The 21,860-nt window shown below is 73.4% G+C and carries 20 protein-coding genes; 8 read left to right on the top strand and 12 right to left on the bottom strand.

Features of this window, described 5'->3' with window-relative positions; genetic code table 11:
- The first annotated feature begins 2 nt into the window (after positions 1–2).
- The 3 genes from HNR22_RS11945 to HNR22_RS11935 are packed head-to-tail and all read left to right on the top strand — an operon-like array spanning position 3 to position 2,589.
- Positions 3–803 (top strand): ABC transporter permease, encoded by an 801-nt coding sequence (locus HNR22_RS11945; protein ID WP_088949597.1) that lies wholly within the window; start codon positions 3–5, stop codon positions 801–803.
- Positions 804–829: 26 nt separating this feature from the next.
- Positions 830–1,960 (top strand): sensor histidine kinase, encoded by a 1,131-nt coding sequence (locus HNR22_RS11940; protein ID WP_179780426.1) that lies wholly within the window; start codon positions 830–832, stop codon positions 1,958–1,960.
- Positions 1,957–2,589: a response regulator gene (locus HNR22_RS11935; protein WP_179780425.1), complete on the top strand. Its 633-nt coding sequence runs from the start codon at positions 1,957–1,959 to the stop codon at positions 2,587–2,589. The genes HNR22_RS11940 and HNR22_RS11935 overlap by 4 nt, the downstream gene beginning before the upstream one ends.
- A gap of 25 nt (positions 2,590–2,614) precedes the next feature.
- Here the strand turns inward: HNR22_RS11935 and HNR22_RS11930 are convergent, their stop codons facing one another.
- Both HNR22_RS11930 and HNR22_RS11925 read right to left on the bottom strand, forming a co-directional pair.
- Positions 2,615–3,523 carry a L,D-transpeptidase family protein gene (locus tag HNR22_RS11930; RefSeq protein ID WP_179780424.1) on the bottom strand — a complete coding sequence of 303 codons (909 nt, stop codon included), beginning with the start codon at positions 3,521–3,523 and terminating at the stop codon, positions 2,615–2,617.
- A gap of 86 nt (positions 3,524–3,609) precedes the next feature.
- Positions 3,610–5,055, bottom strand: coding sequence for an alpha-amylase (locus HNR22_RS11925; RefSeq protein WP_179780423.1), 1,446 nt, complete (start codon positions 5,053–5,055; stop codon positions 3,610–3,612).
- A 281-nt stretch (positions 5,056–5,336) separates the two neighbouring features.
- Between HNR22_RS11925 and HNR22_RS11920 the strand changes: the two genes are divergently transcribed.
- The 4 genes from HNR22_RS11920 to HNR22_RS11905 all read left to right on the top strand — a co-directional run bounded on the left by HNR22_RS11920 (position 5,337) and on the right by HNR22_RS11905 (position 9,973).
- Positions 5,337–6,947, top strand: a complete 1,611-nt coding sequence (locus tag HNR22_RS11920) for a hypothetical protein (RefSeq protein ID WP_343059795.1) — start codon at positions 5,337–5,339, stop codon at positions 6,945–6,947.
- The gene (locus HNR22_RS11915; RefSeq protein WP_179780422.1) at positions 6,947–8,410 is read left to right on the top strand and encodes an NADH-quinone oxidoreductase subunit NuoF family protein; all 1,464 of its coding nucleotides are present in this window, start codon (positions 6,947–6,949) and stop codon (positions 8,408–8,410) included. The genes HNR22_RS11920 and HNR22_RS11915 overlap by 1 nt, the downstream gene beginning before the upstream one ends.
- A 73-nt stretch (positions 8,411–8,483) precedes the next feature.
- Entirely contained in the window at positions 8,484–9,089 is a 606-nt protein-coding gene (locus tag HNR22_RS11910) for a TlpA family protein disulfide reductase (RefSeq protein WP_246380801.1), read from the top strand.
- Positions 9,086–9,973, top strand: a complete 888-nt coding sequence (locus HNR22_RS11905; RefSeq protein WP_343059794.1) for a cytochrome c biogenesis CcdA family protein — start codon at positions 9,086–9,088, stop codon at positions 9,971–9,973. Before HNR22_RS11910 ends, HNR22_RS11905 begins: the two co-directional genes overlap by 4 nt.
- Positions 9,974–10,015: 42 nt before the next feature.
- Here the strand turns inward: HNR22_RS11905 and serS are convergent, their stop codons facing one another.
- The 5 genes from serS to HNR22_RS11880 form a co-directional block, all read right to left on the bottom strand.
- The gene (gene serS / locus HNR22_RS11900; protein ID WP_179780420.1) at positions 10,016–11,299 is read right to left on the bottom strand and encodes a serine--tRNA ligase; all 1,284 of its coding nucleotides are present in this window, start codon (positions 11,297–11,299) and stop codon (positions 10,016–10,018) included.
- Positions 11,300–11,397: 98 nt separating this feature from the next.
- A complete protein-coding gene (locus tag HNR22_RS11895; RefSeq protein WP_179780419.1) occupies positions 11,398–12,480 on the bottom strand; it encodes a DNA polymerase III subunit beta family protein in 1,083 nt (360 codons plus the stop codon).
- A gap of 25 nt (positions 12,481–12,505) precedes the next feature.
- A complete protein-coding gene (locus tag HNR22_RS11890) occupies positions 12,506–13,702 on the bottom strand; it encodes a saccharopine dehydrogenase family protein (RefSeq protein WP_179780418.1) in 1,197 nt (398 codons plus the stop codon).
- 51 nt (positions 13,703–13,753) lie between these two features.
- A complete protein-coding gene (locus HNR22_RS11885; RefSeq protein ID WP_179780417.1) occupies positions 13,754–14,887 on the bottom strand; it encodes an alcohol dehydrogenase catalytic domain-containing protein in 1,134 nt (377 codons plus the stop codon).
- Positions 14,884–15,324, bottom strand: coding sequence for a hypothetical protein (locus HNR22_RS11880; protein ID WP_088949586.1), 441 nt, complete (start codon positions 15,322–15,324; stop codon positions 14,884–14,886). Before HNR22_RS11880 ends, HNR22_RS11885 begins: the two co-directional genes overlap by 4 nt.
- A 144-nt stretch (positions 15,325–15,468) precedes the next feature.
- Between HNR22_RS11880 and HNR22_RS11875 the strand changes: the two genes are divergently transcribed.
- Positions 15,469–18,366: a winged helix-turn-helix domain-containing protein gene (locus HNR22_RS11875; protein ID WP_179780416.1), complete on the top strand. Its 2,898-nt coding sequence runs from the start codon at positions 15,469–15,471 to the stop codon at positions 18,364–18,366.
- A gap of 30 nt (positions 18,367–18,396) precedes the next feature.
- On the opposite strand, the gene HNR22_RS11870 is transcribed toward HNR22_RS11875, so the two are convergent.
- From HNR22_RS11870 to HNR22_RS11850, 5 genes are all read right to left on the bottom strand, one after another.
- On the bottom strand, positions 18,397–18,945 hold the full coding sequence (locus HNR22_RS11870) for a DsbA family protein (protein WP_179780415.1): 549 nt from the start codon (positions 18,943–18,945) through the stop codon (positions 18,397–18,399).
- Positions 18,942–19,439, bottom strand: a complete 498-nt coding sequence (locus HNR22_RS11865; RefSeq protein WP_179780414.1) for a redoxin domain-containing protein — start codon at positions 19,437–19,439, stop codon at positions 18,942–18,944. Before HNR22_RS11865 ends, HNR22_RS11870 begins: the two co-directional genes overlap by 4 nt.
- Before the next feature lie 96 nt (positions 19,440–19,535).
- The gene (locus tag HNR22_RS11860; RefSeq protein ID WP_179780413.1) at positions 19,536–20,222 is read right to left on the bottom strand and encodes a BON domain-containing protein; all 687 of its coding nucleotides are present in this window, start codon (positions 20,220–20,222) and stop codon (positions 19,536–19,538) included.
- A gap of 641 nt (positions 20,223–20,863) precedes the next feature.
- Positions 20,864–21,262 carry a hypothetical protein gene (locus tag HNR22_RS11855; protein ID WP_179780412.1) on the bottom strand — a complete coding sequence of 133 codons (399 nt, stop codon included), beginning with the start codon at positions 21,260–21,262 and terminating at the stop codon, positions 20,864–20,866.
- Between the two features lie 136 nt (positions 21,263–21,398).
- Positions 21,399–21,539, bottom strand: coding sequence for a hypothetical protein (locus HNR22_RS11850; protein ID WP_157744063.1), 141 nt, complete (start codon positions 21,537–21,539; stop codon positions 21,399–21,401).
- Positions 21,540–21,860 lie beyond the last annotated feature (321 nt).

The following is a 21,860-nucleotide window of genomic DNA, read 5'->3' as shown; positions in this document are numbered from 1 at the left end:
AGATGACAACCCTGCCGGCCACCCCCACCCGTACCGTCGAACCGGACCGTCGGTTGCCCGCCCTGGGCGGGTTCGCCCCCGGAGTGCTGCGCATCGAGCTGCGTCGGGTGCTGCGCAACCGCCGCACCCTCGCCTTCACGCTGATCATGCCCGGCGTCTTCTTCCTCATCTTCGGCCTGCCACAGGGCGGACAGAACCTGGACAACGGCCGCCCGGTGACGGCGTACGTCATGATCAGCCTGGCCGTGTACGCGGCCATGGTGGCGACCACCAGCGCCGGCGGCGCGGTCGCCACCGAACGCGCACTGGGCTGGAGCCGCCAGTTGCGGCTCACCCCGCTGCGCCCGAGCGCGTACGTGGCCACCAAGCTGGTCACCGCGATGACCCTCGGCCTGCTCGCGGTGGTCGTCGAGTTCCTGGTGGGCGCGGCGGCCGGCGTCCGCATCCCGGCGTACGTCTGGCTGCTGTCCGGGCTCGCCGCCTGGCTCGGTTCGCTGGTCTTCGCGGCGTTCGGTCTGTTCATCGGCTACCTGGTGCCGGCCGAGAACGTCATGCAGTTCATCGGCCCGATCCTGGCCGTGCTGGCCATGTTCGGCGGCCTGTTCGTCCCGGTCGAGGTGCTGCCGGAGGTGCTCCAGCAGGTCGCGAAGTTCACCCCGGTGTACGGGATGGGTGTGCTGGCCCGCGCCCCACTGACCGGCGACGGGGTGAGCGCGGCGGCGGTGGTCAACCTCGTCGGCTGGGCGCTGGTCTTCGGCGTCGGCGCGGCGCGGCTGTTCCGCCGGGACACCGCGCGGGTCTGAGCGCACCGACGGCTAGCGTGAACCCGATGGACCTCTCGACGGGACAGCCCCGGCCGGCGAGTCGCCACTGGCGGGTCACCGGCTGGTTGCTGGCCGCCGTCTGGCTGTTCTTCCTCAACGTGCCGCTCGCCACCGCGCTGCACCAGCCGGAGCTGTGGCGGCGGGTGCTCGGCGTGACGGCACTGATCGCCTTCGGTATCGGTTACGTGCTGCTGTTCCAGTGGGCCCGCCGGCTGCGCCAGTTGCTGGCGCCGATCCCGGCGGGCCGGGCACGGGCTGGGCTGGCACTGCTGCTCCTGGTGGGCCTGGCCAGCATCCCGGGCACCGGCGGGGACTGGTTGGCCACTCTGGTCTACGTGGCGGCCGCGGCGGTGTTCCTGCTGCCGCCCTGGGAGGCGTTGGCGGTGGTGGTGGTCTGCGCCGTGACACCCGCGCTGGCCTCCTGGCTGGTGCCCGGATGGCAGACCGAGAGCGGCATCGTCTTCGCGGTGCTGCTCGCCTCGTTCGCCATGTTCGGGGTGTCGCAGTTGGCCCAGCGCAACAGTCAGCTCCAGGCCGCCCAGCAGGAGATCGGTCGGCTCGCGGTCGCCGAGGAACGGGCCCGCGCCGCCCGCGACCTGCACGACATCCTCGGGCACTCGCTGACCGTGGTGGCGATCAAGGCCGAGCTGGCCGGGCGGCTGATCGACGTCGACCGGGACCGGGCTGCCGTCGAGATCGCCGAGGTGGAAGCGTTGGCCCGGGCGGCGCTGGCCGACGTACGGGAGACGGTTGGGGCGTACCGCGAGGTCACTCTCGCCGCCGAGCTGGCCGGCGCCCGCTCCGCGCTGGCCTCGGCGGGCATCGCGGCGGACCTGCCGGCCGAGGTGCCGGACCTGCCGGAGGAGTGGGACCGGTTGTTCGGCTGGGCGGTACGGGAAGGGGTGACCAACGTGGTCCGGCACAGTGGGGCGCGGTGCTGCACGGTCCGGGTCCACTCCGACCGGGTCGAGGTGAGCGACGACGGCCGTGGTCCGTCCACTCCCGACACCACCGGCCACGGGCTCGTCGGTCTGCGGGAGCGGGCGCGACGGCTGGACGCCGTGGTGACCGTCGGTCGCCGGCCGGAGGGCGGCGGTTTCCTGCTACGGGTGCACTCGCCGGGGGAGGCCCGGTGAGCGGCGGGCCCGCGCGGATCCGGCTGCTGCTCGCCGACGATCAGGCGTTGGTCCGGGGTGCGCTGGCCGCACTGCTCTCGCTGGAGGAGGACCTGACCGTGGTGGCCGAGGTCGGCCGGGGCGACGAGGTGGTGCCCGAGGCCCGGCGGACCGACCCCGACGTGGCCCTGCTGGACGTGGAGATGCCCGGCCTGGACGGGATCGCCGCCACGACCGCGTTGCGGGCAGCGCTGCCGACCTGCCGGGTGCTGGTGGTGACCACCTTCGGCCGGCCCGGCTACCTGCGCCGGGCGATGGAGGCCGGCGCGAGCGGCTTCGTGGTCAAGGACACCCCGGCCCGGCAACTCGCCGACGCGGTCCGCCGGGTGCACGCCGGCCTGCGGGTCGTCGACCCGACGTTGGCTGCGGAGACCCTGGCCACCGGTGTGAGTCCGCTGACCGAGCGGGAGACCGAGGTGCTGCGGACGGCTCGCGGCGGTGGCACGGTCGCCGACCTGGCCCGGGCACTGCACCTGTCCGAGGGGACGGTGCGCAACCACCTCTCGGCGGCGATCGGCAAGACCGGTGCCCGCAACCGCGCCGACGCGATCCGGGTCGCCGAGCAGAACGGCTGGCTGCTCGGCGAGTGACACCCGCGTCCGGGTGTGCCGCCGCTCAGGCGGTCGGCGGCGGGGCGGGCAACCGGTCGACCACCACCACGCTGCTGCCGGGGCGCACCTCGGCGAGCAGTTCCCGCTGGCCGGAGCGGGTCAGCCGGATGCAGCCGTTGGTGACGTTCTCGCCCAGGTCGTCGTCGTCCTGCCAGGTGTGCACCCCGATGTGCGCGCCGCGCAGCCCGGCCGGCACCGACTCCGGGTCGTCGGGCACCGAACCGAGGGCGTAGATGTCCACCCCGCCGTAGACCGACTCCGGCGGTGGGGTGCGACCCAGGATGAAGGTGCGCCCGAGGGGAGTTTCCTGCCCCGACTGGCCGAGGCTGACCTCCCAGGAGCGCACCGCCTTGCCGGCCCGGTACCAGGTGAGCCGGTGGACCTTGCGTTCCACCACGATCTGGTCGCGCAGCGGCACGGTGTCGAACCCGCCGGGGGGCAGCCAGGCGAGCCTCCGGTTGGCCGAGGGCAGCAGCACTGCCGTCCAGCCGGCGTGCCGCTCGGCGATCGGCATGGTCAGCTCGACGCCGCGGATCGTCGGTTCGAGGAAGGCTCGCGGACGACCGCCGGGCGCGTCGTACGCGGCGATCCGCGCGGTTGGGTGCGCGCCCTCGGTCAGCGGTGTGGTGTCCATGGTGGCCGGGTCGGCGGGGAACCCCTTGGGGGCGGGGTCGTAGTCGACCACCGGCAGCCCGGCCGGGGCGGGCGCGGCCGGGGGGATCGGCTCCTCGGCGTTCTGCTCGACACTGCTCGGCGTCGGGTCGGCCGCCGCGATGACCTTCTCGGGTGCCGTCGGGCTCGGGGTGAGGGCCTGGCCGATCAGCAGCGCGCTCACCAGCAGCACGGGTACGGCGATGGCGGCGGCCACCCAGACGCCACGGCGGCGGTACGGGGACTTTCCGGCAAACTCCACCAAATGACTATATCGGACGCAGGTTCGCCAGGAAGAGCCCCTTGTCAGACAAAATGCGATAACACGGGGCTCTTCCCGGCGGTGGGTCAGACCCGTGCGCCGATGTGGATCGCCACGGCGTCGTGTGCCGGCACGTTGGCCGCGAACCAGCCGTTACCGTCCACCGTGATCACCGGTCCGCTGCACGTGCCACCCGCATACGTGCCGTGGATGACGTCGCAGTAGCGACCGGCGGGCAATCCGGTGTAGTAGGAGCGGCCGTTCACCGCGGAGTCTTCGTCGTTGACGGTGATGAAGCCCTTGCCGCTGCGGCTGAACGCGATGTGGTTGTTGCCGTTGTCGTACCAGTTGGCCACGCCCGCGCCCTCGGTGGCGTTGCGGAAGCCCACCATGTTGGCGATCACCGGCCAGCGGTGCTCACACTCCCAGCCGGAGTAGCAGGTGGCGTTGAGCGTCTTGTTGGCGCTGTCCGAGGGTGGGCCGGCGTCGCGGTTGCTGAAGGTGTAGCTGGACATCACGGTCGGCGAGCCGTACGGCCAGGCCAGCATGAACGCGTTCGCCAGGGAGTAGATGCCGCGATCCTTGTAGGTGAGTACGCCGCCACTGTCGCGCTGGGTGTCGTGGTTGTCGACGAACACCGAGGCCGGCCCGGTGGGCAGATGCCCCCAGCCCTCGCCGAAGTTGCGCAGGTATGCCAACCGCTCCGAGCGGAACACCCGGGCCAGGTCCTTGCCGTAGCGGAACTCGTGCACGTCACCGTTGCCGGTGTACTCGGTCGGCTGGACCGGCTCGCCGGCGCCGTAGATGACCTCCTGCACGATGTACGCCGAGCGGGAGAGCTTGCCCCTGATCGCGGCGATGTCGGCGGCCGGCATGTGCTTGCTGGCGTCCAGTCGGAAACCGTCCACGCCGAGGGAGAGCAGATCGTTGAGGTACGAGGCGATCTTCGTGCGCACGTAGTCCGACTCGGTCTTGAGGTCTGAGAGGTTGACCAGCTCGCAGTTCTGCACCTCGTACCGGTCGTTGTAGTTGGCGATGTCGTCGCCGCCGTTGCGACCGCAGTGGTGGAAGTCCTGGGTCTGGTAGATGCCCGGGTAGTCGTAGTGCGAGTAGGACGAGCCGGCCCAGCCGGTGCCCCCGTTGTCCTGACCGGACATGTGGTTGATCACCGCGTCGACGAGCACCTTGACCCCGGCCGCGTGGCAGGTGTTCACCATCGACTGGAACTGGGCCCGGGTGCCCTTGCGGGACTCGATCCGGTAGCTGACCGGCTGGTACGCCAGCCACCACTGGTTGCCCCGCACGTGTTCCTGCGGAGGTGAGACCTGCACGTAGCCGTAGCCCTTCGGGCCGAGCGTGCTCTGGCACTCGCTGGCCACCGAGGGCCAGTTCCACTCGAAGAGCTGGACGATGACCTTCTTGGCGCCGGACGGGGCGGCGACGGCCGGTGATGCCGGCACGGTGGCGGGGAGAAGCAGGCTGGCGACCAGGCCGAGGGCGAGGATCGCCGAGCCGCGTCGACGTCGGTGCATCGGGACTCCTGACGAGCGCAGGGCGGGGTGGGGTGGTGGTGCGGCGGAAAAACGCGGGGTTGTCGGAATCTTGCAACCCAGACTGAAAATTTCCGAAAGATTACAAGCCTGTTGCAGCGACTGTCAATGCATGGACCGTTGTCACTGTCTTGACTTGCGCGTGTGAGCGTGCGCAACGCACGCCGGCGGCAGTCGGTTCGATCCCGCCCCAGAAATTTTTGGCAGCGGGTGATCCGCGCGCCCCCACCGTCCGTACTGGATGGGGGAGCAGGGGTCGGCCGGTGGTACGCCGCCGCGAGACGATCGAGGAGCAGATGGCCCGGGCACAGCAGGACAAGAAGGCGGCGACCGTCCGGACCAGCGCCAGCAGTCGGGGGGTGCGGACCCGGTCGCGGTCGGCGACAGCCATGCTGATCGCGTCGGTGCTCGCCGCGCTCTGGGCTGCGGTCATGCTGACCGGCGCCGGCCAGAAGGCGTACGCGTACGGCTTCTTCTTCACCGAGTTCTTCGCCGGGGTGATCTCCCTGGTGGCGTTGAGCCTCACCGTGATGCTCGGTCTGCTCGCCACCGACCGGTTGGTGCTGCGCATCTCGCACCGGGTGCTGATGCAGTCGGCGCACCGGGCCACCGGTGTGCTGGGCGTGGCCGGGCTCGGCTTCCACGTCCTCACCAAGATCGCCACGGGCCGGGCGGCGGCGACCGACGCGGTGGTGCCGTTCGTCGGCGGCCGAGGGCTCTACGTCGGGCTCGGCACGGTGGCCGCCCTGCTCATGGTCAGCGTGATCTGGACCGGGATCATCCGGGCGCGCTTCGCCGACGTCGGTCCGAAGTGGCTGTGGCGCACGCTGCACTCCACCGCGTACCTGGCCTGGCCGTTCGCTGTCTTTCACGGCCTCAACGCCGGTCGGCCCGCAGCGCCCTGGGTGATGTTCAGCTACCTCGGCTGCATCTTGCTGGTGGTGCTTGCCCTGCTGGTCCGGTTCTCGGTCACCATCGGTCGGCGCAGCCGCGAGCAGCACCAGGCCGCGGTGCGCAACGCGGTGATGGTAGGCAGGGCCGAGGAGGCGAAGACCGCCCGATCACTGCTGGCCGGGTTGGGTCGGGGCAGCAAGGCCGCCGACAAGCGTCCCGCCTGGGCGGAGACCACCACCGCCACCTGGGCCGCGCCGGCCGCGCGACGTGACCCCGAACGGTTCACCGTCCCCGTGGTGCCCGAGCCCGGTTCCCTCGTGGAGCCGAGCCGGCCCAGTCGACGTCGGCGTACCGAGGAGCCGGCGGCCCGTCGCGACACCGAACGCTCCCGCGGCCGGCGCGACGAGGTGGAGCCCACGACCCGCCGGTCGACCCGCCGCGGCGTCGAGGAGACCGACACCCGCCGGCGCGACGAGGAAGAGCTGGAGCCGGTGGCCCGGCGGCGTGGCTCGCGTACCCGGGACGAGGACGTTCCGACCGGCCGGCGACGCGCCGAGGACCCGGTCGTCGAACGGTCCAGCCGCCGGTCCCGCAGCGAGGACGACGGCAGCCGGTACTCGGCCCCGCCGACGGTCGAGCCCGAGGAGCCGTGGGACAGCCCGCGCCGGTGGCAGGCCGCCGAGCCGATCTCCGCCGGCCCGATCTCGAGCAGCCCGATCTCCGCGACGCCGCGCAGTGACAGCGGCTGGCACAGCGCTGACGAGGACCTGGCGGACGAGCCGGACTACTGGCGCCCGCCGGCCCGGTACGTGCCGGACGAGGTGCCGCCGCCGGTCGACGACACCCCGACCCTGGTCGACCTGGCCTCCCGACGCGCGCGCCGGACGGCCGGCGAGGGCCGGTCCGCCAAGCGCCGCAAGGCCAGCGCCGACGCGGTGGACGGGGCGTACTGGGCCGGGCTGCGGGGTGAGGCGAAGTGATGCGCACCGCCGTGCCACCGGTCGCCTGTGTGGGCGAGCCCCGGCTCACCGCCGGCTTCGCCGAGTACGGCCGGCTCGACCTGGCCGCGCACGAGGAGGTGCACGGGCCGATCGGCCCGATGGAGCCGGCGCAACTGCTCCGCCTCGCCGAGGGCATGCAGCTCAAGGGCAAGGGCGGTGCCGGTTTCCCGTTCGCCCGCAAACTGCGGGCCGTGCTGGAGTCCTGCGAACGGCAGGACCTCGCCGCCGTGGTGGTGGTCAACGCCACCGAGGGGGAGCCGGCCAGTTGGAAGGACAAGGTGCTGCTGACCCGCGCGCCGCACCTGATCCTGGACGGTGCGGCGCTGGCCGCGTACGCGCTGGACGCCGACGAGATCGTCATCGGGGTCGCCGACGACGGGGTCGGCCGGGACTCGCTGATGGAGGCCCTCGAAGAGCGCCGGATGCCGGTGCTGACGACCATCGTTACAGTGCCGCACCGGTTCATCTCCGGTGAGGGCGGCGCCCTGGTCAACGGGATCAACGGGTTGCCGCACATCCCGCCCGGCACCAAGAAGCGCTCCAGCGACTCCGGGGTCAGCGGCCTGCCCACCCTGCTCTCCAACGCCGAGACGTACGCCCAGCTCGCCGTCGGCGCCCGACTCGGCCCGTACGAGTACGCGGCCCTCGGCACCGACGACGAGCCGGGCACCGTGCTGCTCACCGTGACCGGAGCGGCAGGCCGGCCGGCAGTGGTGGAGTGCACCGCCGGCATGCCGCTGCGCGACGTCCTCGACCTGTGCGAGGTGCCGGAGATTCAGGGCATCCTGATGGGCGGCTACCACGGCAAGTGGATCACCCCGGAGGCGGCGGAGAAGGCCGAGGTCTCCCGCAAGGGCCTGGCTGCGGTCGGCGGCACCCTCGGCGCGGGCATCATCGTCCCGCTCGGCGTCGACACCTGCCCGCTCGGTGAGGCCGCCCAGGTGGTGCGCTACCTGGCCGGGGAGTCCGCCGGCCAGTGCGGGCCGTGCAAGATGGGCCTGCCGGACCTGGCCCGCGCCGTGGACCTGGCCGTGGCCGGCAGCCAACCGGCGGACGTGGTGCGGGCCGCCGCCGGCGAGGTGAAGGGCCGGGGCGCGTGCAGCCACCCGGACGGCACCGCCCGGTTCGCGCTCTCCGCGATCGAGGTCTTCGCCGAGGACCTGCGACTGCACAGCACCGGCGACGGCTGTGGCCGACGGGTCAAGGGCGTGATGGGGTTGCCGGGCGCACCCGATGCGAACCCGCAGAAGCTCACCCTGGACTGGTCGCGCTGCGACGGGCACGGCCTCTGCGCGCATGTCGTACCGGACTTCATCCGGCTCGACGCGAACGGATACCCCGCCTTCCCGCCCACCCCCGTGCCGACCTGGCTGCGGGAGGGCGCGCTCAAGGCGGTCAAGGTGTGCCCGGAGCTGGCTCTGCGCCTCGCCAAGGCCGAGTAGGGAAAGCCCCGACGTCTCAGTCACAGGAAGGGGTCCCTTCCTGACGAGAACGGAGAAGCGGATGCGGATGGGCATGGCGAGGACGGCGGCCGGGCAGCTACGCCGCGCCGCCACCGCCGGAGCGCTCGTCGTGGCCCTGTCCGGCGCTGCTGCCTGCACCGGCACCGCGCCGGGTGGGCCCGCCGTCGCCGGATCGGCCCCGGCCTCGACCGGTTCGGCGACCACGCCGACCGGTGCGCCGGTCGCCGCGCCACCCGCAGCCCCGGCGCAGGTCCCGGACATCCTGCGGTTCACCGGCACGACCCTCACCGGCGCCGCGTTCGACGCCGCTCAGCTCGCCGGCAGGCCGGTGGTGCTGTGGTTCTGGGCGCCGTGGTGCGCCACCTGCGCCAGCCAGGCCTGGACGGTCGCCGAGGTCGCACCCCGATACCGGGACACCGTGCCGATCATCGGCGTCGCCGGGCTGGGCGAGCAACGCGCCATGAAGGAGTTCGTCACCGAGTTCGACCTCGCCGGGACGCCGCAGATCGAGGACCGCAAGGGCGCGCTCTGGAAGCGGTTCAAGGTGACCGAACAGAGCATCTTCGTGATCATCGACCGGAACGGCACTGTGGTCCACCAGGGCTTCCTGGATGGTGAGGCGCTCACCGCCCGCGTCGCCGCCCTGGCCGGGGCGTGACCGCCGCACTGCTGCTCGCGCTGACCGCCGGCATGCTCGGCGCGGTCAACCCGTGCGGCTTCGCGTTGCTGCCCGCGTACCTCTCGCTGTTGGTCGCCGGTGCGTCGGACGCCCGCGGCGCGGTCGGCCGCGCGCTCACCGCGGCGGCCGGGCTGACAGTGGGGTACGTGCTGGTCTTCGGCGCGTTCGGGCTGGCGCTCGCGCCGCTCGCCGGTTGGCTGCGGCCCCGGCTGCCCTGGTTGACCGTGACGCTCGGCGTGCTGCTGGTGGTGGCGGGCTGCTGGCTGCTCGCCGGACGGCGACTGCCCTCCCCGGGCTGGTCGGCCCGAGCGCCCCGGCTGACCCGTTCCTGGCCGTCGATGGTCCTGTTCGGTGCGGCGTACGCGCTGGCGTCGCTCGGCTGCGCCATCGCGCCGTTCCTGGCCATCGTGGTGACCAGCCTCCAGGCCGGCTCGACCGGCCAGGGGGTGGCGCTGTTCGGGGCGTACGCCCTCGGGATGGGTCTGGTGGTCGCGGTCGCCGCGCTCGGCGTGGCGCTGGTGCGCGACGGCCTGGTGGCGCGGCTGCGCGTCGCCGGCGCGCTGGTGCCCCGGCTGAGTGGCCTGATGCTGCTGCTCGCCGGTGGTTACGTCGCCTGGTACGGCTGGTACGAGCTACGGCTGGCGGCCGGCCGCCGCGACGCCCTGCGGGACCCGGTGATCCAGGTGGCGTCGGAGGTGCAGCACGCCCTGGCCGACGCTCTCAACGCCGCCGGCCCACCGGTGCTGCTGGCCGTGCTGGCCACCCTGATCCTGACCGCACTCCTCATCAAGCGCCTCCACCGCCCGCCCGACCCCGTTGATCATGAAGTTATTGCGGCGACACGCCGAGGCGAGGGGCAATAACTTCATGATCAACCAGTGGGGTCGGGGTCGGGGTGCGGGAGCTCAGCACGGGGTTAGGCGGTCGGTTCCTAGGCGGTCCTGGAGGACCTTGGGGATCAGGACACTGCCGTCGGCCTGCTGGTTCTGCTCCAGGATGGCCGGGAAGAGCCGGCTCGTGGCCAGCGCCGAGCCGTTGAGGGTGTGCACGAAGCGGGTCTGCTTGCCGCCCGGCTCGCGGTAGCGGATGGCCGCCCGACGGGCCTGGTAGTCGCCGGCCCAGGAAACCGACGACACCTCCTTGTACTTGCCGGTGCTCGGCATCCACACCTCGATGTCGAGGGTCTTCTTCATCGAGGCGCTCGCGTCACCGGCGGAGAGCAGCGTGCGCTGGTAGTGCAGACCCAGCCCCTCGACCAGGCTCTCGGCGTGGGCGAGCATCTCCTCCAGAGCGGCGTCGGCCTGCTCCGGCAGCGTGAACTGGAAGATCTCCACCTTGTTGAACTGGTGCCCGCGCACCGTGCCGCGCTCGTCGGAGTGCGAGCCGGCCGACTCCCGTCGGTAGCACGGGGTGTACGCGAAGGCCTTCAGCGGCAGCTTCGGGGTCTCCAGGATCTCGTCCTGGTAGGCCCCGAGGATCGCCGTCTCCGACGTGGGCAGCAGGAACTGCCCGCGCGGGGCGGACGCCGAGTCCAGGTGGTAGACGTCGTCGTAGAACTTGGGGAACTGGCCGGCGGCGAAGCCGGCCGAATCCAGCAGCAGGTGTGGCGGGAGCAGGAACTCGTAGCCGGCCTTGATGTGCTGGTCGACGAAGTAGTTGAGCAGCGCCCACTCCAGCCGGGCACCGACGCCCGTGTAGATCCAGAAACCGGACCCACCGAGCTTGACCCCGCGCTCGTAGTCGACCAGGCCCAGCGCGCGGCTCAGCTCGACGTGGTCGCGGACCTTCTCGATCACCGGCGGCTCACCGAAGGTCTTCACGACCCGGTTGGCTTCCTTGCCGCCGGCCACGACGTCGTCGCTGGGCAGGTTGGGCAGCTCACTCATCGCGTCGCGCAGCCGACCCTGCACCTCGTCCAGCTGGGACTCCAGCTCGGCGAGCTGCTTACGCTCGGCCTCCGGCGCGGCGGCCTGCGGCTCCTCGCCGGCGCGCTTGGCCTGCGCGTACGCCCGGGCCTCCGCCTTGCGGCGTTGCCGCTCGGCGTCGATCTCCGTGATCAGGGCGCGTCGTTCCTGGTCGAGCCGCTGGATCTCGTCCAGGGCACGGGTGACCTCGGCGGGATCCAGACGCTTCGCCAGCGCGGTCGCCACCGCCTCGCGATCCTTCCGGATCAACTCCATGTCGAGCATGCTGCTCTGTACGCCTCCGTCCGGGGGTCACAGGTGAACCACCAGATGCTACCGTCGCGGCCCCCTCGGCCCGGGGCGGGGAGTGACAGCCGCGGTTTTCAGAGCCGGATCGGCATCAGCACTGAGTAGGTGTCCGCGTCGTCCGGACGGCGTACGGCCAGCGGGGAGATCGGCCCGTCCAGCTCCAGCACCAGTTGCGGGGCGCCGGCCGCGTTCAACGCGTCCAGCAGGTAGCGACCGTCCACCCCGACCCGCAGCGCGTCGCTGTCCACGTCGGCGGCGGGGAGCAGCCGAAGCCCGCCCTGGTCGTCGACGCCGAGCACGGTGACCTCCCGTGCCGTGCCGTCGTGGTCTCGGGCGACGGTGGGGGCCGCCGGGTCGGCCAGCGCGGCGCGCAGCGTGGCCACGTCGACAGTGATCCGACGCGCGGTGGGCCGTTCGCCGACGGCCTTGCGCAGCAAGCGGCGGTAGTCCGGGAAGTCGTACGGCAGGGCGGTGCCGGTCAACGCCCGGTCGGCCACCAGCACCCGAAGGTCCGCGCCCGCCACTGTCAACGACACCGGCCAGGCGTCGGCGGCGTCGAGCAGCGGCCGGAGCTCATCGACGAGGGCCACGGGGACGAACACCCGCACGGGCGGACCGTCGACGTCGGCCCGGGAGCGGGCCAGTGCGAGCCGGTACCGGTCGGTGGCGACGAGCCGGACACCGTCGGGCTCCACGTCGAGCAGAACGCCGGAGAGCATCGGCACCTCCGGGTCCGCGCCGACGGCGAAGCGCACAGCGTCGAGCGCGGTGGCCAGGTCGGCGGGGGAGAGCAGCAGCGTGGTGGTGCTCGGCTGGGCCGGGTCGACCAGCGCCCGGAGCCGGGTCACCTCCCGACGGGCGTCGGCGAGGCCGTCAACCAACCGACGCAGGTGCGTGTCGAGCAAACGGTGCACCGCCGCCGGCTCGGCGCGGACCGCGGCGGCGATCTCCGGCACCGGCATGCCGATCCGGCGCAGCCCGGCCACCAGCCGGGCCGGGGCGATCTGCTCGTCGGTGTACCAGCGGTAGCCGGTCACCGGGTCGACCAGGGCCGGTTCCAGCACTCCCGCCGAGTCGTAGAAACGCAGTGCGCTGACGGTCAGGCCACTGGCCCTCGCCAGCTCACCGATGCTGTGCAGGTCGCTCACGCTCGGCATCCTGCCCCCTCGACCCGGTCGAGGGTCAAGCCGAGTGCTCCGCCGTGTCCTGCTTGAGCACCCGGAAGGTGAGCCCGGCCCGGACGAGCCGGTCGAGCAGCGCGTCACCCATCGCGGCGACCGGGGTGAGCTGGCCGGTGGTCGGCGGCAGCTCGTCGAGCGCCAGGCACAGCGCCGACTCGCCGAGCATCTTCGCCGTCTCGTCGTAACCGGGGTCGCCGCCAGCCACCTCGGTGACCACCCGCTGCCCGCCACCGGTGCCCACGAACCGGACCCGGAACCAGGACGCCGCCCGTTGCTCGGCGGTAGGCCCCTGCCCGGACTCGAGCCGACCGAGCAACCACCGTCGGGTGGGTGGCAGCTTCACCAGGCCGATCACCACGCCGAGCCCCACCGCGCTGGCCAGCACTGTGGGCAGCCGCTTCACGGCGGCGAAGTGCCGGTAACGGAAGTCCGGGCCGTACTCCGGGCGGGCCGCCGCCGAGCGGCGCACCACCTGCGGGTCGATGGTCGGCAACGGCACTGTCCAGATGCCCAGCTCCGCCGAGCGGCCCAGCCGGCCGGGCACCGCCCGCACCCGGCGGTCGGTGGGGCGCGGCTCGACCGCCCGGCGGTCCCGGGCGGCCCGGCTGGCCTGCCCGGTACGGGAGAACGCGGTGAGCGCCGAATGGTAGGTGCCGGCGGAGAAGCGGCCACCGGCGCGCACGTAACCGTCCACGGTGATCGGCACGCCGGCGGGCAGTTGTTTGACGGTGAACCAGACGCCCAGGTCGTGCGGGATCGAGTCGAACCCGCAGGCGTGCACCAGCCGCGCGCCGGTGCGAGCCGCCTCGGCGTGGTGGCGCACATACATCAGGTCGACGAACTCCGGCTCACCCGTGATGTCCAGATAGTCGGTGCCAGCCGTGGCGCAGGCGGCCACCAACGGCTCCCCGTGGTGGACGTACGGGCCGACAGTGCTGGCCACCACCCGGGCGCTCTCCGCGACGGCGCGCAGCGAGGCCGCGTCGGTCACGTCGGCGGTGAGAAGCGGCAGGTCGGTCAACGTCGGGTCGATCGCGGCCAGCCGGTCCCGGACGGCGGCGAGGCGGCCCGGATCGCGCCCGGCCAGCGCCCAGCGCAGCCCGGGCGGCGCGTGCCGGGCCAGATATTCGGCGGTCAGGCCCCCGGTGAACCCGGTCGCCCCGAACAGCACCACGTCGTACGTTCGCTCCCCAGCCATCCCCAGAGTCTGCCATTCGCGGTGCCCGATGGCAGATCACGAAAGAGGCCGTCACGGCGTGAACACGGCCCGTACGCAGCCGTCGGCCCGGTCCCGGAACAGCGCGTACCCCTGCGGGCCCTGCTCCAGCGGCAGCCGGTGGGTGGCCAGCTGCTCGGTGCGCAGCTCGTCGCGGGCCATCCGGTCCAGCAGCATCGGCACGTCCCGCAGGTCCGGCCGCCGGGCCCCGCGCACCGTGAGCCGCCGGTCGGTCACCGTGCCCAGCGGAAACGCGTCGACAAAGCCAGCCGACTCGCCGAGCACCACCACCACACCGCTCTTGCGGCAGGCGTACACGGCCTCGCGTAGGGCGTCCGGGTGGTCGGCGGTGCGGCCACCGAAGCGACCGGCCGCCGACCAGCCGACCGCCACCACGCACACGTCCGGCCCGCGTCCGCCGCTGCGGTCACGCAGCTCCGCCGCGACGTCGGTGCGGCGATAGTCCAGCGGCTCCGCGCCACAGTGCCGCTCCGCCATCCGCAACCGCTCCTCGTAGCGGTCCACCACCAGCACCTGGGCGGCACCGCGCCGCACCGCCGCCCAGGCGGTCAACTGGCCCACCGCCCCGGCGCCCCAGATCGCCACCACGTCACCGGGGCGCACCGCACCCACCTGGGCCGCCGACCAGCCGGCCGGTGCCGCGTCGGCGGCGAACAACGCCCGGTCGTCGTCGACAGCGTCCGGCACCGGAAACGCGCCGACGTCGGCGTACGGCACCCGCACGTACTCGGCGTGACCGCCCGCGAAGCCGCCCGCCGCCCGAGGCCGGCCGAAACCGCCGGCGTCCCGTCCCTGGTCGGGGTCGGCGCTCGCCAGGTCGGCGCTGCTGTTGTCGCAGCAGGAGTGCAGGCCCTGACGGCAGTACCAGCAGCCGCCGCAGGCGACGCTCGCGCCGACGACCACGCGGTCGCCGGTGCGGTGCCGGCGGACGGCCGGCCCGACCTCGACCACCTCACCCAGGAACTCGGCCCCGAGCACGTCACCGGCCCGCAGCAGCGGATCCCACCCGGCCAGCAGCGGCAGGTCACCGCCGCAGGTGGTGCTGCGGCGAACCCGGACGATCACGTCACGCTCGTTGCGCAGCTCCGGGTCGGGCACCTCGCGTACCGCCACCTCGTCGGCGGCGACCCAGCACAGCGCCCTCACCCGTGCACCTCGCGGCGGTCCAGCGCCGACCGGTCCGCGCGCAGCACCTCGCCGGCCTCCACCCGTTGCTTGACCTGGCGCAGGGTGCGGCGCACCAGCAGGCCCGGGTCGTCACCGACCAGGTGCGCGGCCAGCCCGGGGGGCGGGGTGCCGCCGGGCAGCGGCCGGGCCGCCAGCTCCGTGCCCCGGTCACCGGGTGCCGGCCGCACCCGCACCTCGACCGCGCCGCCCAGGCGGCGCAGCGGTTCGGGCCAGCGACCATCGGGGAGCACCTGCTCCGGCGGCCGGTCGACCGTCACCACCTGCCACCGGGCCGGCGCGCCAGGGTCGCCGTCCGCGCCGGTCCGGCCGCGCCGCCGGGGTACGCGCAGCAACCGCGCCGCCCCGGTCAGCGCCGCGCTGCCGAGGGCGGGTCCCGCCCGCGCCAGCCGTCCCATTCGTCCCACCCGTCCTCGCGGTCCACGTCCCCCGATCGTCGGTCCCGGCCGGGTGAAGCGTGCTCGCCCGGAAGGGGTGAACCGGCCCCCGCCGGGTAACCGCTCGCCGACCGGGGGCGGAGCGCGTGGTGGGGGTGGGGCTGGGTGCCGGAACAGCAGAATCGCGTACGGGTCGACACGGCAGCGCAGGTCGAAACGGCACCGGGGCTTCCGGCGGAGGCACCGCTGCTGGCGTCCCGGCTGACTCCGGCCGTGCCGCCGGAGCCGGTGGTGGCCCGGCCCCGACTGCTGCGCCGGTTGGACGAGGGCAGTGCCGGGCCGGTCACCCTGGTCGCTGCACCCGCCGGCTGGGGCAAGACCACGCTGCTCGCCTCCTGGGTACGACTGGACGGTGCCGCGCCCGACGTCGAGCCGGGCGCGGTCGTGCCCGACTCCGGCGACCTGTCGGTGCCGCCCGAGGCCCGCCCGGTCCCGGCGTGGGTGTCAGTGGAGGTCGGCGACGACGGCGACCGGCTCTGGTCGTACCTCGCGGCGGCGCTCCGGTCGGCGACCGGGTCGGCGGAGGACGGCCCGCTGCCGGACCGGCCGCCGCGCCCCGAGCAGCTGGAGGTGCTGGCCGCCACGCTCGCCGCCGCGGACCGGCCGGTGCTGCTGGTCCTGGACGACCTGCACCGGGTCGCCGACCCGGCGGCGCTGACCGGCCTGGAGTTCCTGCTGCGACATGCCGAGCAGCGGCTGCGCCTGGTGATCGGCGCGCGGGCCGGGTTGCACCTGCCCCTGCACCGGCTACGCCTCGCCGGCGAGCTGACCGAGATCGGCCCGGACGAGCTGGCGTTCACCGACGACGAGGTGGCCGACCTGCTCACCGCGCACGCCGCCGCGCTGCCGGCGGCAGCCGTGCACCGGCTGCGGGACCGGACCGGGGGCTGGCCGGCCGCGCTGCGCATCGCCGCGCTGGCGGTGCGCGGGCAGCCCGACCCGGAGCGCTGGGTGGGGCAGTTCGGCGGTGACCAGCCGGAGATCGCCGGCTACCTGCACGAGGAGGTGCTCGCCACACTCGACCCGGCCGAGGAGGACCTGCTGCGCCACACCGCCATTGTCGACACCGTCTGCGCCGACCTGGCCGAGGCACTGACCGGTCGCGCCGACGCCGGGCCGGCGCTGGCCGCCCTGGCCGGGACCGGCGGCCTGCTGCACCGCGAGGACACCCGCCCACCCTGGTACCGCTGCGAGCCCCTGCTCGCCGACCTGCTCCGCGCCGACCTGGCCCGGTTGCCCGCCGACGAACTGCGTGACCTGCACGCACGGGCCGCCGACTGGTACGCGGGCGACGGGCGGCCGGCCGACGGTCTGCGGCACGCGTTGGCCGCCGGCCGGTGGGACCTGGCCGGCGACCTGTTCGTCGCGCACTGGCCGGAACTGACCCGGTACGACCGGGACCCCGTGCACGCCCCTGCCCCCGTGACCCCGCCAGCGGAGGTGATCCGCGCCGACCCGGAGGTGGCCTTGGCCTGCGCCGCCGAGCGCGCGTACGCCGGTGATCTGCCGGCCGCCAGCAGCCACCTGCGCACGGCAGCCGACCATGCCGCCGGCCTGCCCGTGCCACGCCGGGACCGGTTCCTACGCCTGGTCACCGCGCTGGAAGTGAGCGTGGCACGCCTCGGCGACGACCCGGCGGAGGTCCGGGCCGCCGCCGCCCGACTGCTGCGGACCCGCCCGGCGGACGCCACGCCGACCCGGGTGCCGGACTCCGCGCCGACCGGAGCGGCCAGCTCCGCCCCGACGGCCGGTGGGGGAGGCGCGGCCGACGACGCGGACCTGAGAGCGTTCACCGGCACCGCCCTCGGGCTGGTCGAGTTGGCCGACGGCGCACTCCCGGCCGCCCGGTTCGTCCGGGCCCGGGCGGCGGCGCGCGAGGCCGGCCGGCCGCGTACCGAGTTGGTCGGCGCCAGCCGCGCCGCACTGTTGCTCGCGGTGCGCGGCGAGCTGCGGGCGGCCGAGCAGGCGGCGCGGGACGCGCTGGGCATGCCACCCTGTCGGGGCTGGTCCTGTCGGCTCGACTGCGCCTACGCGTACCTGGCGTTGGCCCTGGTGGCGCAGCTCCGCGACCAGCCCGAGGAGGCCGCTGCGAACCTCGCTCTCGCCGGCCCGGCCCTCGGCGTCGTCGGTGGCTGGGTCGACGGCCCCGAGGCGGATGCGGGCGACGACTGGCCGGCCGCCGCTGCCGACGAACCGGTCGCGGCGACGGTGGCCGCGCTGTGCCGGGCGAAGCTGCACCGCGACTCCGGGGACCCGGCAGCCGGGCAACGACTGCTCGTCCGGGCCCGGGAGGCGCTGGCCGACCGGCCGTCCGCGACCGAGCTGGCCGGCCTGCTGCGAGCAGCCGAGGCCGAACTGCGCGCCGAGCGGGGTGACCTGGACGCCGCCCGCGACCTGTTGGTCGGCGCCGCCGACGGCGGGACCGACCCGGTTCTCGCGGTCACGGCGGCGAAGGTGGAGCTGCTGGCCGGTGACGCCGCTGCCGCCGGGCGTGCCCTGCCGGGCTGGCAGTCACCGGCGGCCACGGCCTGGCCCCTGCCGGTACGACTGGACGCGGGGCTGCTGGACGCCCTGCTGGCCGAGCGGGCCGGCGACGGGCGGCGGGCGGGCCGGATCCTGGAGCAGGTGCTGGACCTGGCCGGGCCGCAGGGCTGCCGGCGCGCCTTCACCCGCGCCGAACCACCCGTGCGGGACCTGCTGGCCGCCCACCTGGACGCCGGCACCGCGCACTTCGCGCTGGTCAGTGACCTGGTGCGGGGAGCCGGCCGAAGCACCGCCCGGCCCGCCGTCGAGCCCAGGGACACGCTCGACGAGCCGCTCACCGAGCGGGAGCTGACCATCCTGCGCTACCTGCAGAGCATCCTGTCCAACGTGGAGATCGCCAGCGAACTGTCGCTCTCGGTCAACACGGTGAAGACCCACGTCCGCAACATCTACCGCAAACTCGACGCGACCCGCCGACGCGAGGCGGTCCGGCGGGCGCGCGAGTTGCGGCTGATCTGAGCGGGTCGGTGGTTGTCAGCGGGTCGGCGGTCAGGCGTTGCCGGCGGCGTCCACGGCCGCCAGCAGGTCGGGCAGGTCGTAACCACCGTCGTGCCGAACGCCGTTGACGAACAGGGTGGGGGTGCCGTTCACCCCGCTGCGGATGCCGCCGACGAAGTCCCGGCGCACCCGGTCAGCGTGATTGCGGCCCTCCACCTCGGCGTTCAACTCGTCCGGCGGCAACCCGACCTGCTCGACACCGAGCGAGAGGTGCACCGGGTCGAGTTGGTCCTGGTGCTCGTAGAGCCAGTCATGCATCTCCCAGAACCGGCCCCGGACCCCGGCGGCCTCGGCCGTCTCGGCGGCGCGTTCCGCGTACGGGTGCATGTTGGCGATCGGGAAGTACCGGTAGACCAACCGCACGGTGTCGGCCCGCTGCCGCAGCAACTCGTGCAGGTTCGGGTACGCGGCACCGCAGAACTGACACTGGAAGTCGCCGTACTCGACGATGGTCACCGACGCGTCGGCCGGGCCCCGGATGTGGTCATCGGTCGTCACCGGGTCCCGAAGCCGGGCGGTGACCTGAAGTGGCGTGGTCATCCGGCCATCACCTTCCGATCGGCGGCGAGTTGGTCCAGCGCGTCGAAGATGCCGTCCGCGCCCGGGTTGACGTCGGGTGGGGAGAGGTAGCTCCAGGTCACCTTTCCCGCCGGGTCCAGCACCACGAGCGCGCGGGCCGCCTCGCCGTTCGACATGTACGCGCCGTAGCGGCGGGCCACCTCGCCCTTGGGCTCGAAGTCGGCCAGCAGCGGGAACTCGATGCCCCGGCTCTCGGCGAACGCCCGGTGCGACCAGATGCTGTCCACCGAGATGCCGAGCACCGCTGCCCGGTACTGGGCGAAGACAGGCGCCGCCGACTGGTAGAGGGACATCTGGTCACCGCAGACCGGGCTCCAGTCAGCGGGGTAGAAGGCGAGCACGACCGGCCGGCCACGGAACTGCTCAGGGCCGACGAGGCCCCCGTCCGGGGTGGCCGGCAGGGTGAAACCGGGCGCGGGACGGCCCGGCTGGATCAGCCCGTTCGGATCACTCATGCCCCCAGCCTGCTCCCGGGACGGGTGAGACGGACTCACCCACCCCGGGTGGTTCCACGTCCGCTCAGCGCCCGCCGAGCGGGCGCCCGCGTCCGTTCAGCGCAGCACCGGGGCGACCGCGATGTGGTTCTGCACCTCGCGGATGCCCGGCGCGGACCAGGCCACCTGCTCCACCTCGGCCCGCTCGGGCATCGAGTGCACAAGACCGGCGAGCACCGCCGTGTCGCCGTGCACCCGGACGCTGATCCGTTCGGCCTCGGTCGCGCCAGCCCGGGCGAGGGCGTCGACGATCCGCTCGGCCAGATCCCGGCCGTCGGGTGGGGCGGCCGGTCTGACGGTGATGCCGTTGCTCACCCCGCGTACGCCGGTCAGCCGGCTGACCGCCCGTTCGGAGGCCCGGCGCTGGTACTCCCACTCGACGTCGCCGTGCAGCGTCACCCAGCCTGCCGAGACGGTGACCTGGAGCTTCTCGATGGGCACGAAGGCGTCCCATTCCAGCGCGTGGCTGGCGGCGGCGGCCAGGTCGGGATCGGCGCGCTCGGACCCGCTGTCCAGTTGCACGGCCACGTCGTTGGCGACCGCCCGGACCCGGGCGACCCGGTGTGCGGATCGTTCGGCGGCCCACTTCTTGGCGTAGCTGTCCACCCGTCCGGTCAACGTGACGACGCCCTCGGCGACGGTCACGCCGATCTCGTGCGGCTGCACCCGCGGTTCCCAGGTCAGCTCGTCGAGTACGGCGGACTGGATGTCCTGGTCGGTTCGGCTGATCTCCGCGATGGCCATCTGCCCCTCCTCCCGTGCTCTGTCGGCGGACCGGGCGGCGGTCGCGGCCGGGAGGTCCGCCGTCGTCCGATCCTGCGGCTGCTCCGGGTGAACCATCCTCGCCCGGAAGGGGTGACGGCCCCGCGGTGGCTGTTCTGGACGGCCGGATTTCTGCCATGGGAGCGCTTCCAAAGCGAGCCGGCTTCGGTTACGGTAATGGCGTTCCTCGATTGCGGGAGCCGTTCGCGTCGGGTGGTGGAGCCAGGGCAGCTCTCCCGTCCCCGTCGCTGTGCCCGTCCCCCGGGCCACGGCGTTTCCGTCCGGTCGACCCCGTCCCCCGGGGCTCCGTCCGAGAGGAACAGCACCCACCCAGCAGCCTCCATGCGCCCCACCACCCGAGCACCGGTCCGCCGGGCAGCCTGAGGGGTCCGGCACCCGGCGGACCGGCCCCTGCTCTGCCCCTGCCCCGCCCTGCCCCGCCCTGCCCCGGCCCCTGCCCGTCGGCGTCGATCATGGACTTGTGGTGGGCGAAGTGCTGCTTCTCGCTACCTTTGTCCACCACCACAACTCCATGATCGACGCGGTAGGGGTTGGGGTTATGGCTTGGGCCCCGCTCGACCTTGGTCGAGTGGGGCCCGTGGTGGTGCGGGGAGAGCGGTTGATCAGACCGCGGGGGAGTTGGGGCGGTCGACGTCGACGAACTCCACGTCGTCGACGGCGCGGTCGTCGTGGCTGCCGGCGGCCCGCGCGGCGGACCCGACGGCCCAGCCGACCGCCGCGCCGACGAGCGCGGCACCGATCAGTAGCGTCCAGGGCAGTGCCGGCTGGCGGCCGGCGAGCGCGTCGAAGGCCAGCGAGGCACGCCGACGTGCCTCCTCGGCGGCGGAGCCCACCAGGTCACCCGCGCCATCGGCAAGGCCGCCGCTGTTGCGACGGGCCGACCGGGCGGTGTCCCGCACACTGTCTCCGGCGGAACTCACTGCCGAGAGCAGGTGTTCCCAGGCCTGGTCCGCGATCCGCTCCGGCTTGCTGCGGCGGTCCAGCAGGTTGGTTCCGAACATCGTGGTTACCTCCTCGGGTGCCGAAGCCGCCGGCCACTTCGGACTTCGGCGTCTGTTCAGCGCGTCACGGTTCGCCTACCCCGCAGTGCCCAGGGCCGCCCGAGCGCAAACCCGGCCGGCCCTGGCTCGCCGGAACTCAGCGCACCACTGTCACGGCGACGCCCCGGGCGAAGTCGTCGTCATCGTCGTCATCGTCGCCTCCACCGCCGAAACCGCAGGCCAGTACGAGGGCGAGCAAGACGCCGACGCCAGCCAGCCCCGCAAGTCGCTTGATCATCGAAGGTCCTCTCCGTCACGGTGGGTGTCCCGGCCCGATGCTAGGGCGGGTCGGCAACCACGCGCGCCGATCAGGGCGGGCGTTCGCGGCGACACGCCGGTGGCACGCGGGGCCGGCGTACGTGGTGGGCCGGTTGGCGGGTCTGTCGGGTCCGGGCGGCTACCCTTGTCCGCGGCGCGTCGGTCCCGACTGATCGCCGAGGGTCAGATAACGAAAAGTGTTGAGTAATCAGATACTGAAAAGTACGGATATGGGCGGCTTTGTGGGTCCGGATCCGCGAATTACTCATCCCGAGGGGTGGCGACCGAGGCCGTCGGAGGA

Origin of the sequence: Micromonospora jinlongensis (assembly GCF_013410645.1) — a bacterium.
In the GTDB taxonomy this organism is placed as follows: Bacteria; Actinomycetota; Actinomycetes; order Mycobacteriales; family Micromonosporaceae; genus Micromonospora; species Micromonospora zamorensis.
Note: the sequence above shows the minus strand (reverse complement) of the source record. Positions and strands in the feature narration are given on the sequence as shown.

Bases quoted from the DNA above. Each gene is read 5' to 3' on its own strand.
- HNR22_RS11945 (WP_088949597.1), top strand. From the start codon at position 3: ATGACAACCCTGCCGGCCACCCCCACCCGTACCGTCGAACCGGACCGT.
- HNR22_RS11940 (WP_179780426.1), top strand. From the start codon at position 830: ATGGACCTCTCGACGGGACAGCCCCGGCCGGCGAGTCGCCACTGGCGG.
- HNR22_RS11925 (WP_179780423.1), bottom strand. From the start codon at position 5,055: ATGCACCGACGTCGACGCGGCTCGGCGATCCTCGCCCTCGGCCTGGTC.
- HNR22_RS11915 (WP_179780422.1), top strand. From the start codon at position 6,947: ATGCGCACCGCCGTGCCACCGGTCGCCTGTGTGGGCGAGCCCCGGCTC.
- HNR22_RS11910 (WP_246380801.1), top strand. From the start codon at position 8,484: ATGGCGAGGACGGCGGCCGGGCAGCTACGCCGCGCCGCCACCGCCGGA.
- serS (WP_179780420.1), bottom strand. From the start codon at position 11,299: ATGCTCGACATGGAGTTGATCCGGAAGGATCGCGAGGCGGTGGCGACC.
- HNR22_RS11895 (WP_179780419.1), bottom strand. From the start codon at position 12,480: ATGCCGAGCGTGAGCGACCTGCACAGCATCGGTGAGCTGGCGAGGGCC.
- HNR22_RS11890 (WP_179780418.1), bottom strand. From the start codon at position 13,702: ATGGCTGGGGAGCGAACGTACGACGTGGTGCTGTTCGGGGCGACCGGG.
- HNR22_RS11880 (WP_088949586.1), bottom strand. From the start codon at position 15,324: ATGGGACGGCTGGCGCGGGCGGGACCCGCCCTCGGCAGCGCGGCGCTG.
- HNR22_RS11870 (WP_179780415.1), bottom strand. From the start codon at position 18,945: ATGACCACGCCACTTCAGGTCACCGCCCGGCTTCGGGACCCGGTGACG.
- HNR22_RS11865 (WP_179780414.1), bottom strand. From the start codon at position 19,439: ATGAGTGATCCGAACGGGCTGATCCAGCCGGGCCGTCCCGCGCCCGGT.
- HNR22_RS11860 (WP_179780413.1), bottom strand. From the start codon at position 20,222: ATGGCCATCGCGGAGATCAGCCGAACCGACCAGGACATCCAGTCCGCC.
- HNR22_RS11855 (WP_179780412.1), bottom strand. From the start codon at position 21,262: ATGTTCGGAACCAACCTGCTGGACCGCCGCAGCAAGCCGGAGCGGATC.
- HNR22_RS11850 (WP_157744063.1), bottom strand. From the start codon at position 21,539: ATGATCAAGCGACTTGCGGGGCTGGCTGGCGTCGGCGTCTTGCTCGCC.